Annotated in this window: 12 protein-coding genes; 11 read left to right on the top strand and 1 reads right to left on the bottom strand. The window is 53.0% G+C overall.

Features of this window, described 5'->3' with window-relative positions; translation table 11 throughout:
* Window positions 1-23: 23 nt before the first annotated feature.
* The gene (locus tag AB182_RS05095; RefSeq protein ID WP_039077596.1) at window positions 24-368 is read right to left on the bottom strand and encodes a DUF2002 family protein; all 345 of its coding nucleotides are present in this window, start codon (window positions 366-368) and stop codon (window positions 24-26) included.
* A gap of 163 nt (window positions 369-531) precedes the next feature.
* On the opposite strand from AB182_RS05095, the gene AB182_RS05090 reads away from it, so the two are divergent.
* From AB182_RS05090 to emrA, 11 genes are all read left to right on the top strand, one after another.
* On the top strand, window positions 532-858 hold the full coding sequence (locus tag AB182_RS05090; protein ID WP_047369157.1) for a DUF883 family protein: 327 nt from the start codon (window positions 532-534) through the stop codon (window positions 856-858).
* A 252-nt stretch (window positions 859-1,110) separates the two neighbouring features.
* Complete coding sequence (gene nrdH, locus AB182_RS05085) at window positions 1,111-1,356, top strand: glutaredoxin-like protein NrdH (protein WP_047369156.1); 246 nt, start codon at window positions 1,111-1,113, stop codon at window positions 1,354-1,356.
* The gene (nrdI, locus tag AB182_RS05080; protein WP_047369155.1) at window positions 1,353-1,763 is read left to right on the top strand and encodes a class Ib ribonucleoside-diphosphate reductase assembly flavoprotein NrdI; all 411 of its coding nucleotides are present in this window, start codon (window positions 1,353-1,355) and stop codon (window positions 1,761-1,763) included. The genes nrdH and nrdI overlap by 4 nt, the downstream gene beginning before the upstream one ends.
* Window positions 1,736-3,880 carry a class 1b ribonucleoside-diphosphate reductase subunit alpha gene (nrdE, locus tag AB182_RS05075; protein WP_047369154.1) on the top strand — a complete coding sequence of 715 codons (2,145 nt, stop codon included), beginning with the start codon at window positions 1,736-1,738 and terminating at the stop codon, window positions 3,878-3,880. Before nrdI ends, nrdE begins: the two co-directional genes overlap by 28 nt.
* 10 nt (window positions 3,881-3,890) lie before the next feature.
* Window positions 3,891-4,853, top strand: coding sequence for a class 1b ribonucleoside-diphosphate reductase subunit beta (nrdF, locus tag AB182_RS05070; RefSeq protein WP_047369153.1), 963 nt, complete (start codon window positions 3,891-3,893; stop codon window positions 4,851-4,853).
* A gap of 414 nt (window positions 4,854-5,267) precedes the next feature.
* The gene (proV, locus tag AB182_RS05065; protein WP_047369152.1) at window positions 5,268-6,470 is read left to right on the top strand and encodes a glycine betaine/L-proline ABC transporter ATP-binding protein ProV; all 1,203 of its coding nucleotides are present in this window, start codon (window positions 5,268-5,270) and stop codon (window positions 6,468-6,470) included.
* The gene (proW, locus tag AB182_RS05060; protein WP_047369151.1) at window positions 6,463-7,524 is read left to right on the top strand and encodes a glycine betaine/L-proline ABC transporter permease ProW; all 1,062 of its coding nucleotides are present in this window, start codon (window positions 6,463-6,465) and stop codon (window positions 7,522-7,524) included. The genes proV and proW overlap by 8 nt, the downstream gene beginning before the upstream one ends.
* A 198-nt stretch (window positions 7,525-7,722) precedes the next feature.
* On the top strand, window positions 7,723-8,718 hold the full coding sequence (proX, locus tag AB182_RS05055; protein WP_047369150.1) for a glycine betaine/L-proline ABC transporter substrate-binding protein ProX: 996 nt from the start codon (window positions 7,723-7,725) through the stop codon (window positions 8,716-8,718).
* 262 nt (window positions 8,719-8,980) lie between these two features.
* On the top strand, window positions 8,981-10,165 hold the full coding sequence (locus tag AB182_RS05050; RefSeq protein ID WP_047369149.1) for an MFS transporter: 1,185 nt from the start codon (window positions 8,981-8,983) through the stop codon (window positions 10,163-10,165).
* A gap of 546 nt (window positions 10,166-10,711) precedes the next feature.
* Entirely contained in the window at window positions 10,712-11,242 is a 531-nt protein-coding gene (gene mprA, locus AB182_RS05045; protein ID WP_047369148.1) for a transcriptional repressor MprA, read from the top strand.
* Between the two features lie 127 nt (window positions 11,243-11,369).
* Complete coding sequence (gene emrA / locus AB182_RS05040) at window positions 11,370-12,542, top strand: multidrug efflux MFS transporter periplasmic adaptor subunit EmrA (protein WP_047369147.1); 1,173 nt, start codon at window positions 11,370-11,372, stop codon at window positions 12,540-12,542.
* The last annotated feature ends 5 nt before the right edge of the window (window positions 12,543-12,547 follow it).

Raw genomic sequence — 12,547 nt, 5'->3', positions numbered from 1 at the left:
GACAGGCCTGTGCCTGTCACTGTTTATTGAAACTCGCCGAACAGGCCCGATAAAAAACGCTCAAGCGCCAGTCGGGAACTGAAACCATGGGGAATACCGTAATGTTCCTGCGCGTCCCCGCCTAAATATAACGGGAAGTTTTGATAGTGATCGCACGTCTTGATTTCCGAGGCAGGTTCCGCAAGGGACAGACTTCGTTCTTTTAGCGTGGGGTGAATGATGAGCGCCGTACGTCCCATTCGCGCCTCTCGATTAACATACACGTAATTATCCCCACGGCGATAACCATAGGTCTTCGGTGTAGCGACATCCATTTTAAATCCCACTTTCTCAAGAACGCGTGCCACCTCATCGGGTCGTAAATACATATTTTTTCCTCGTCATCTTTTTACTGCATCGCAACCTTACATTACTCAGCATTAGCAACGCTTTCAGAAAAGTCCATAAACGAGGGCAAATGCCGTTTCGGTGATTAGCTGCACAAAATTATGGTCTAAACTGAAATTCACATCGAAAACAAAGGAGGATCCGATGTTTAACAGACCTAATCGCAGTGATGTAGATGATGGCGTTCAGGATATCCAGAATGATGTTCACAAACTGGCTGATAGCCTGGAAGATGTGCTGAAGTCTCTGGGTAGCGATGCAAAAGACGAAGCGGATACCGCGCGTCGTAAAGCGCAGGCGCTGTTAAGAGAGACCAGGGCACGTCTGCATGGTCGGACACCTACACATCAGGCAGCCCGTGACGCGGTAAGCTGTGCAAGTTCCTATGTTAAAGAGAATCCGGTCTATGCACTGGGAGCCGTCGCCGCCGTCGGGATTTTCCTGGGCGCGCTGATTTGTAACCGCCGTTAATCCCGTTTACTCTCCCCTCCTCAACCCCGGACGTGGTGCACGTGCGGGGTTTTTTATTGCCAGCAGGCATGTTTTACGCATACACCACGCCCTCCTCGTTGCGCTCATCAACCCGGAAAAACTTATCTTAATTTCCTATATGTTGTGTGGTTGAAAGTTTTATTAACTACATCTAGTATTCCTGTTAGCAACAAACACACGACTGACGCGAATCTTCGCGCCGTTTTCTTATTTTAAATGGAAACACGAATCATGCGCATTACTATTTACACTCGAAATGACTGTGTACAGTGCCACGCCACAAAACGGGCGATGGAGAGCCGTGGCCTTGAATTCGAAATGGTGAACGTCGATCTGGTACCGGAGGCTGCGGATGAACTGCGCGCAATGGGTTTTCGTCAGTTACCGGTCGTGGTTGCAGGTGAAACGCGGTGGTCTGGTTTCCGCCCGGATATGATTAACCGTCTGCATACCGCGCCGCGTGTGGCCAGCGCGTGAGCATCCTCGTCTACTTCTCCAGCAGCTCGGAAAACACGCAGCGGTTTATCGAGCGGCTGGGGATGCCAGCGGTGCGTATTCCACTCAATGAGCGTGAGCGCATCCAGGTAGACGCCCCCTATATCCTTGTCGTTCCCAGTTATGGCGGCGGCGGTACGGCAGGTGCCGTACCGCGTCAGGTTATACGCTTTTTAAACGATCAGCATAACCGGGCCCTGATTCGCGGTGTGATTGCTTCCGGCAATCGCAATTTTGGCGAGGCCTACGGGCGAGCGGGCGATGTGGTCTCGCAGAAATGCGACGTGCCGTTTCTCTATCGTTTTGAGCTGATGGGAACCCAACAGGACATTGAAAACGTGCGTAAAGGAGTGAGCGAATTTTGGCAACGACAACCGCAGAGCGCGTGATGCAAACCGCACCGGATTACCATGCGCTGAACGCCATGCTGAATCTGTACGATAAAGCGGGCCGCATTCAGTTCGATAAAGATCACCAGGCGGTAGATGCCTTCTACACGGGTCACGTATTGCCCAATACCGTCACGTTCACCAGCGAGGATGAACGTCTGAATTATCTGGTACAGGAAGGCTATTACGATGAAAGCGTGCTGGCACGTTATGATCGCGCTTTCGTGGTCGACCTTTTTGCTCGCGCACATGCCAGTGGTTTCCGTTTCCAGACGTTCCTCGGTGCGTGGAAGTTCTACACCAGCTATACGCTGAAAACCTTCGACGGCAAGCGTTATCTCGAACACTTTGAAGACCGGGTGTGCATGGTGGCGCTAACCCTTGCACAGGGTGATAAAGCCCTGGCGCAGCAACTCACCGATGAGATCCTTACAGGGCGTTTCCAGCCCGCGACGCCCACCTTCCTCAACTGCGGCAAGAAACAGCGAGGCGAACTGGTCTCCTGCTTCCTTCTGCGTATTGAAGACAATATGGAGTCGATAGGTCGCGCGGTGAACTCAGCGCTGCAGTTGTCCAAACGCGGCGGCGGCGTCGCTTTTTTGCTCTCTAATCTGCGTGAAGCCGGCGCGCCGATTAAGCGCATTGAGAACCAGTCGTCAGGCGTCATTCCGGTGATGAAGATGCTCGAAGACGCCTTCTCTTACGCCAACCAGCTCGGTGCGCGTCAGGGTGCCGGTGCCGTTTACCTCAACGCGCACCACCCGGATATTCTGCGTTTCCTCGACACCAAACGGGAGAACGCCGACGAAAAAATCCGTATTAAAACGCTCTCACTGGGCGTAGTGATCCCGGATATCACTTTCCGTCTGGCGAAAGAGAATGCCGAGATGGCGTTGTTCTCGCCCTATGACGTGGAACGCCTCTACGGCAAACCCTTCGGTGATATTGCAGTAAGCGAAATGTACGACCAGTTGGTTGCTGACGATCGCGTACGCAAGAAATACATTAATGCTCGCGATTTCTTCCAGACACTGGCCGAAATCCAGTTCGAATCGGGCTACCCGTACATCATGTTTGAAGATACGGTGAACCGCGCCAATCCGATTGCCGGGCGTATCAATATGAGCAACCTGTGCTCCGAAATTTTGCAGGTCAACAGCCCATCCAGGCTGGATGAGAATCTGGATTACGTGGATATTGGTCATGATATCTCCTGTAATCTCGGTTCGCTGAATATCGCTCATACCATGGATTCGCCTGATTTTGGCCGCACGGTGGAAACGGCGGTGCGTAGCCTGAGCGCAGTCTCCAGTATGAGTCATATCCGCTCGGTTCCGTCGGTAGAAGCCGGAAATGCGGCATCACATGCCATTGGCCTGGGGCAGATGAACCTGCACGGCTACCTGGCGCGTGAAGGCATTGCTTACGGCAGCGAAGAGGGACTGGATTTCACCAACTTCTATTTCTACACCATCACCTGGCATGCGCTGAACACCTCAATGATGATGGCCCGTGAACGCAACCAGCGTTTTGCCGGGTTTGAACAGTCACGCTATGCCAGTGGGGAGTATTTCCAGCCGTATCTGGAAAAGGACTGGCAGCCGAAAACAGAGAAAGTCCGTGCGCTCTTTGCCCGAAGCGGCATCACGATCCCTGATCGCAGTATGTGGGAGCAGTTGCGTGAGAACGTGATGCGCCATGGCATTTATAACCAGAACCTGCAGGCGGTGCCGCCTACCGGGTCCATCTCCTACATCAATCACGCCACCTCGAGTATTCACCCGATCGTGTCGAAAATTGAAATTCGCAAGGAAGGCAAAACCGGGCGCGTTTACTACCCGGCCCCGTTTATGACCAACGAAAACCTCGCGTTGTACCAGGATGCCTATGAAATCGGGCCGGAGAAGATTATCGACACGTATGCCGAAGCCACAAAGCATGTGGATCAGGGGCTGTCGTTGACGCTGTTCTTCCCGGATACCGCCACCACGCGCGATATCAACAAAGCACAAATTTATGCGTGGAAAAAAGGCATCAAGACGCTGTACTACATCCGCCTGCGCCAGCTGGCGCTGGAAGGTACTGAAATCGAGGGCTGCGTGTCCTGCGCGCTGTAAGGAGAAAAGGATGAAACCACTATCACGGGTGAGCGCAGTTAACTGGAATAAAATTCAGGATGATAAAGATCTTGAGGTCTGGAACCGCCTGACCAGTAACTTCTGGCTTCCGGAAAAGGTACCGCTATCGAACGATATCCCCGCCTGGCAAACGTTGAGCCACGCGGAGCAGCAGCTGACGATCCGTGTTTTTACCGGGTTGACGTTGCTTGATACCATCCAGAATACCGTGGGCGCGCCGACATTAATGGCCGATGCCCTGACGCCACATGAAGAGGCGGTCTTGTCGAATATCAGCTTTATGGAAGCCGTGCATGCGCGCTCATACAGCTCGATTTTCTCCACGCTATGTCAGACAAAAGATGTGGATGCGGCTTATGCCTGGAGTGAAGAAAACACGGCGCTACAGCGTAAAGCTCAGCTGATTCTGGAGTATTACCGTGCCGATGATCCCTTGAAGAAGAAAATTGCCAGCGTGTTCCTGGAGTCATTTCTGTTCTATTCAGGCTTCTGGCTGCCGATGTACTGGTCCAGTCGCGGCAAGCTGACCAACACGGCGGATCTGATTCGTCTGATCATTCGCGACGAGGCGGTCCATGGCTATTACATTGGATATAAATATCAGAAAGGGCTGGAAACCGTCAGCCCTGAACAGCGTGAAGAACTCAAGAATTTCGCGCTGGATCTGATGATGGATCTCTACGAGAACGAAGTGACCTATACCGAAGATTTATACGCCAATTCCGGCTGGGCGGAGGATGTTAAAGCCTTCCTCTGTTACAACGCCAACAAGGCGCTGATGAATCTTGGCTATGAGCCCTTATTCCCGGCGGACATGGCGGAAGTCAATCCGGCGATTCTGGCGGCGCTCTCGCCTGGAGCCGACGAAAATCACGACTTCTTTTCGGGTTCCGGCTCGTCTTATGTAATGGGCAAAGCAGTGGAAACCGAGGACGAGGACTGGGATTTTTAATGTTCCAATAAGCTGAAATATCCCCGGTGGCGCTGCGCTTACCGGGGCTACGGTTTTGTAGCCCGGATAAGGCGTTTACGCCGCTATCCGGGACTGGTACCTGGCAAATATAATTCCCCCATCCTCTCTGCGAATATTCACCCTTATTTCCGGCGTCATTCTTCCGTCATATTCTGCTGAAACAACGTGTGCAATATCAAAATTCAACGCCAAAACAAGAAAAATCTCATAAAAATTCAGTCACCGCTCAGCCCTTATCTCATGGGAAATTCAGGCGATTTCGCACTTGTCAAATACCGCGAATACGGGAATGGAGGGTTGTCACAGAATCTCAGTATGTTAGGGTATACGCGGTCAATTATTCGCATCAGGTAACATATCGACATAAATAAATAACAGGAACCGTTCTATTGCATGGCAATTAAATTAGAAGTTAAAAACCTTTACAAAGTATTTGGTGAGCATCCGCAGCGAGCTTTCAAATATATTGAAAAAGGACTTTCGAAAGAACAAATTCTGGAAAAAACAGGGCTATCGCTTGGCGTTAAAGACGCCAGTCTGGCCATTGAAGAAGGCGAGATATTTGTCATCATGGGATTATCCGGTTCGGGTAAGTCCACAATGGTACGCCTTCTCAATCGCCTGATTGAACCCACCCGCGGGCAGGTACTGATTGATGGCGTGGATATCGCCAAAATATCTGATGCTGAACTCCGTGAGGTGCGCAGGAAAAAGATTGCGATGGTCTTCCAGTCATTCGCCCTGATGCCGCATTTGACAGTGTTAAACAACACTGCGTTTGGCATGGAGTTAGCGGGTGTCAGCGCCAGCGAACGTCAGGAAAAAGCATTAGACGCATTGCGTCAGGTCGGGCTGGAAAATTATGCCCATGCTTATCCTGATGAACTCTCTGGCGGTATGCGCCAGCGTGTGGGTCTGGCCCGCGCATTAGCCATCAATCCCGATATTCTATTAATGGATGAAGCCTTCTCAGCACTCGATCCATTAATTCGTACCGAGATGCAGGATGAGCTGGTGAAATTACAGTCGCGCCATCAACGCACCGTGGTATTTATTTCCCACGATCTGGATGAAGCAATGCGTATTGGCGATCGGATTGCTATTATGCAAAACGGCGAAGTCGTTCAGGTCGGAACACCGGATGAAATATTAAATAATCCGGCAAATGATTATGTGCGAACCTTCTTCCGTGGCGTGGATATTAGCCAGGTATTTAGCGCAAAAGATATTGCCCGTCGCACACCGGTTGGCCTTATCCGCAGAACGCCAGGTTTTGGCCCACGCTCAGCCCTGAAAATGTTGCAGGATGAAGACCGTGAGTACGGTTATGTCATTGAACGCGGAAATAAATTTGTCGGCATTGTCTCCATCGATTCTCTGAAAACGGCGCTGAGCCAGAACCAGGGTATCGATGCGGCGTTAATCGATTCCCCGCTTGCCGTGGAAGCGGAAACGCCGCTCAGCGAATTGCTCTCTCATGTTGGCCAGGCGCCCTGCGCGGTACCCGTGGTCGGTGAAGAACAACAGTACGTCGGCATCATCTCCAAACGGATGCTGCTACAGGCTTTAGATCGCGAGGGGGCAAACAATGGCTGATCAAAATAACCCGTGGGAGAGCGCACCGGCAACCGACAGCGCGGCACAATCGACTGACGCATGGGGATCATCCCCCGCACCGACGGACGGCAGCGGAGCCGACTGGCTCGCCAACGCCCCGACGCCTGCGCCAGAGCATTTCAATATTATGGATCCGTTCCATAAGACGCTGATCCCGCTGGACAGCTGGGTCACGCAGGGGATCGACTGGGTCGTCACCCACTTCCGTCCGGTGTTCCAGGGCATCCGCGTACCGGTAGATTACATTTTAAGCGCCTTTCAGCAATTACTGCTGGGCATGCCAGCGCCGGTGGCGATCATCGTCTTTTCATTGATCGCCTGGCAAATCAGCAGTGCCGGAATGGGCATCGCAGCGCTGGTGTCACTGATTTTAATTGGCGCAATCGGCGCCTGGTCGCAGGCGATGGTCACGCTGGCACTGGTACTGACCGCCCTGCTGTTTTGCATCATTATCGGCTTACCGCTTGGTATCTGGCTGGCGCGCAGCGAACGTGCGGCGAAGATAATCCGTCCCCTGCTCGATGCCATGCAGACAACGCCTGCGTTTGTCTATCTGGTGCCAATTGTCATGCTGTTTGGTATCGGCAACGTACCGGGTGTGGTAGTGACCATTATCTTTGCCCTTCCTCCGGTGGTGCGGTTGACGATCCTGGGTATTAACCAGGTGCCGGAAGATTTGATTGAAGCATCACGTTCATTTGGCGCCAGTCCGCGTCAGATGCTGTTCAAAGTACAGTTACCACTGGCCATGCCCACCATTATGGCGGGGATCAACCAGACGCTTATGCTTGCCCTCTCCATGGTAGTGATCGCATCGATGATCGCCGTCGGCGGGCTTGGCCAGATGGTACTTCGCGGTATTGGCCGTCTCGATATGGGACTGGCAACCGTTGGTGGCGTGGGGATTGTTATCCTCGCCATCATCCTCGACCGCCTGACACAGGCGATGGGTCGCGATGCCCGCAGCCGGGGTAATCGTCGCTGGTACAGCACCGGCCCGCTTGGGTTAATTACTCGCCCGTTCATTAAGTAACGATGTAGCCGCCCGGAAACACAGACTTTCCGGGCGAGCTAACGCTCACACTTTTGCCCGCAATCATTCACGTTGCAGGAAAGCGATGCTGCAGTGATACCTCCAGGAACTTACAGAAGTCGGTGACCGGGGTGAACGAGAACGTCAATACATCTGCGACGTGAAGTATGAAGGGCGTCAAATTAAGGAATAACAACGATGCGACAGAACATCATTCTCGCCACAGCGTTTGCCACCCTTGTCTCCACCAGCGCATTCGCGGCCGATCTGCCAGGCAAGGGCATCACCGTGCAGCCGTTTCAGAGCACCATCTCCGAAGAAGCGTTCCAGACCTTATTAGTCAGCCGCGGGCTGGAAAAACTCGGCTATACCGTCAATAAACCGAGTGAAGTGGACTACAACGTCGGCTACACCTCTATGGCCGCAGGGGATGTCACCTTTACCGCCGTGAACTGGCAGCCACTGCACGACGATATGTATGCGGCGGCAGGCGGGGATAAAAAGTTCTACCGTGAAGGGACATTTGTGACCGGTGCGGCGCAGGGTTATCTGATCGATAAGAAAACCGCCGAGCAGTACAAAATCAAAAGCATCGACCAGCTTAAAGATCCCAAAATCGCCAGACTGTTTGATACCAACGGTGACGGCAAAGCTGACCTGACTGGCTGTACGCCGGGCTGGGGCTGTGAAGCGGTGATCAACCACCAGATTGACGCCTTTGGGCTGAGCAATACCGTGGTGCATAACCAGGGCAATTATGCGGCGATGATGGCCGATACCATCACTCGCTTCAAAGAAGGCAAACCCGTGCTCTATTACACCTGGACGCCATACTGGGTCAGTGATGTGCTGAAACCGGGGAAAGATGTGGTCTGGCTGCAGGTGCCCTTCTCTTCTCTGCCGGGCGAGCAGAAAAATATCGACACCAAACTGCCTAACGGCATGAACTACGGTTTCCCGGTGAACACCATGCATATTGTCGCCAATAAAGCCTGGGCCGAGAAAAACCCGGCGGCAGCGAAACTGTTCTCCGTGATGAAGTTGCCGATTGCCGATATTAATGCGCAGAATGCGATGATGCATGCCGGTCACGCTTCCGAAGCAGATATTCAGGGGCATGTTGATGGCTGGATCAAAGCCCACCAGCAGCAGTTTGACGGCTGGGTGAAAGAGGCGCTAGCCGCACAGAAGTAAATAAAGAAAGTGGTTTTTAACCGCCGTTTACCCGGCATCCTGGTTTCGCCATAGCCCCGGTAAGCGAAGTGTTACCGGGGACACTTCCCGGATACGGCGCAAGCGCCTTATCCGGGCTACCTCTCCCTCAGGATGAATGCATCAGAGCGCATCACACCCACCTGACCGCACTAACCGACACGCGATCCCTCCCCTCTTTTTATCTTCATTCGTTATTATTGGTATCCACGAAAATAATCAGCTAATGAATCATTCCAGCAAAATGAACAAACACCATCATGGGCTTAGCCCGGCGCTGATAGCGCTTATGTCCATCGCCACTGGTCTTTCCGTCGCCAGCAACTATTACGCGCAGCCGCTGCTCGATGCGATAGCTCGCGCCTTCTCACTCTCCCCCGATCAGGCTGGCTTTATTGTCACCGCAGCCCAACTCGGCTATGCCGCAGGCTTGTTGTTCCTGGTGCCCCTGGGCGATATGTTTGAGCGCAGGCGGCTCATCGTCTGTATGACCCTGCTGGCTGCGGGGGGAATGTTGATCACGGCCAGCAGTTCCACGCTGGGGATGATGGTTCTTGGCACCGCGCTGACAGGGCTTTTCTCGGTAGTGGCGCAAATCCTCGTCCCGCTGGCCGCTACCCTTGCCGCACCGGAAAAACGTGGCAAGGTCATCGGCACGATTATGAGTGGCTTGTTGCTCGGCATTCTGCTGGCGCGAACCGTTGCCGGCTTGCTGGCAAGCCTTGGCGGCTGGCGCACGGTCTACTGGGTAGCCAGCGTGCTGATGGTCATCATGGCAATTGCGTTGTGGCGTGGTCTGCCAAAGGTCAAACAGGACACTCACCTGAATTACCCGCAGCTTCTGGGGTCGATCTTCTCACTGTTTGCTAAAGAGAAAGTGCTGCGCACCCGCGCCCTGCTGGGCTGCCTCTCCTTCGCCAACTTTAGCATCCTCTGGACTTCCATGGCCTTCCTGCTTGCGTCCCCCCCCTTTAACTTCTCAGAAGGGGTGATAGGCCTGTTTGGGCTGGTGGGAGCCGCAGGTGCACTGGGCGCACGTCCTTTTGGCAGCCTGGCGGACAAAGGCAAAGCTCACCTGACCACCACCGTCTCGCTGGGGTTGCTGCTTCTCTCCTGGCTGGCTATCGCCTGGGGACAACATTCGGTACTGGCGCTGATCATCGGGATTCTGCTCCTGGACTTGACCGTCCAGGGGGTACACATTACTAACCAGACCGTCATTTATCGCCTCGAACCGGAAGCCCGTAACCGTCTGACTGCCGGTTATATGACCAGTTATTTTGTCGGTGGCGCGGCCGGATCGCTTATCTCAGCATCCGCATGGCAGCATGCAGGCTGGACCGGGGTAAGTATTGCAGGCGCCAGTTTCGCTGCCCTTAACCTGTTGGTCTGGTGGCGAGGCTATCAAAACCCGCAAAAAGCAGAATAAAATCACGCCCACGTTACGTCGAAACACCAAAAAACCGGGGTGTTAAGGTGCCCCTGAGTCTGATATGGTTATGCGACTTATTTATCCCGGTGATTTTAACGTGGGTGATATTTAACACATACTATGGATAGTTCAGATACGACAACCGACCCTTTCCCCGTTGCACCTGCAACATTTCGGAAAGGGATCAAAGACCGTCTTCCTGACGTACTGAGTTACGTTCCTGTGGCATTCCCATTCGACCTGCATGCCACAGAGCCAGGTTTTTCACCATCCGGCAAGTTCTTCTCCCGCATCACTCTGTTCTTCATCCCTGCCGCGCCCCTTACGGGCTGCGTTAACGTTTTATTTTTCTCTCCGGGGCTGCGTTTCTGGAAAACGTACAGCCTGAGTATTGCGGGATTATTGCGCGCGCTCGCTTACGGAATCGTCTGGAAATTACTGACAGTCCCATCACTAAAGCAAATTTATTAGAGAAAATAATACATTTACTTTATTTGTCACTGTCGTTACTATATCGACTGCAATTAATGAGGTTATGCCCAAATGGATAGTTCGTTTACGCCCATTGAACAAATGCTTAAATTCCGCGCCAGCCGCTATGAAGATTTCCCGTTCCAGGAAATTCTGCTCACCCGCCTGTGTATGCACATGCAGGGTAAGCTGCTGGAAAATCGCAATAAAATGCTGAAAGCTCAAGGGATTAACGAAACATTATTTATGGCGTTAATCACCCTGGAGTCTCAGGAAAATCACAGTATTCAGCCATCCGAACTGAGCAGCGCGCTGGGCTCTTCTCGCACCAATGCGACCCGTATCGCCGATGAGCTGGAAAAACGCGGCTGGATTGAACGCCGTGAAAGCGACAATGACCGTCGCTGCCTGCATCTGCAGTTGACCGATAAAGGGCATGAATTCCTGCGTCAGGTTCTGCCACCGCAGCACAACTGTCTGCACCAACTCTGGTCTTCGTTGACAACCGCTGAAAAAGACCAACTCGAGCACATCACACGCAAGTTGCTCACTCGCCTGGATCAAATGGACGAAGACGGCACCATCCTTGAGGCGCTGCGCTAACGCTGAGATCCGCTCGAACATCCAGATTGAATAAGAATTCCGTCAGGCCGGCACGTCACACTGCTGGCCTTTCTGACAAAACAGGTCGGCCTTGCCGATATGAAATAATAAGATCGTGGAGAAAAGCATGAGCGCAAATGCGGAGAGTCAAACCCCGCAGCAACCGGTCAAAAAGAAAGGCAAACGCAAAGGCGCCCTTCTGCTGTTGACCTTGCTCTTTATTGTTATTGCCGTGGCATATGGGATTTATTGGTTTTTAGTACTGCGTCATTTTGAGGAAACCGATGACGCCTACGTGGCAGGGAACCAGGTTCAAATCATGGCGCAGGTATCCGGCAGCGTGACGAAAGTCTGGGCTGACAATACCGACTACGTCAAACAAGGGGATGTGCTGGTGACCCTCGATGCCACCGATGCCCAACAGGCATTCGAAAAAGCACAGACCGCGCTGGCCTCAAGCGTTCGCCAGACCCGTCAGTTGATGATCAACGGCAAACAACTACAGGCAAGTATCGAATTACAACGTACCGCTCTGGCTCAGGCACAAACGGATTTAAATCGCCGAGTGCCGCTGGGTAATGCTAATTTGATTGGTCGCGAAGAGCTGCAACATGCCCGTGACGCCGTCGCCACTGCGCAGGCGCAGTTGGATGTTGCTATTCAGCAATATAACGCCAACCAGGCGATGATTCTGGATACCCGTCTGGAAGATCAACCCGCGGTAAAACAGGCCGCCGCTGAGCTGCGTAACGCCTGGCTCGCGCTGCAACGAACCAAAATTGTCAGCCCGATCACCGGTTATGTTTCTCGCCGTGCCGTCCAGCCTGGCGCGCAAATAAGCCCGACGACATCACTGATGGCCGTGGTTCCGGCGACCGGTTTGTGGGTGGACGCAAACTTCAAAGAAACCCAGCTTGCGCATATGCGTATCGGCCAGACTGCGACTGTCGTCAGCGATCTTTACGGTGACGAAGTGAAATACACAGGCAAAGTGGTGGGTCTGGATATGGGTACAGGCAGCGCCTTCTCACTGCTTCCGGCACAAAATGCCACCGGTAACTGGATCAAGGTGGTTCAGCGTCTGCCGGTACGTATAGAACTCGATGCAAAGCAGTTGAGCGATCACCCGCTGCGTATCGGCCTCTCCACGTTGGTAAATGTTGATACCACCAACCGTGACGGCCAGGTACTGTCAAGCCAGGTTCGCACCAGCCCGGCGTATGAGAGCAGCGCACGTGAGCTTGACCTGCAACCGGTCAACACCCTGATTGAAAATATCGTGAAGGCCAACGCGGGTTAATCCGA

Origin of the sequence: Phytobacter ursingii (assembly GCF_001022135.1) — a bacterium.
Classification (GTDB): domain Bacteria; phylum Pseudomonadota; class Gammaproteobacteria; order Enterobacterales; family Enterobacteriaceae; genus Phytobacter; species Phytobacter ursingii.
This window is presented reverse-complemented; position numbering and strand designations above follow the sequence as displayed.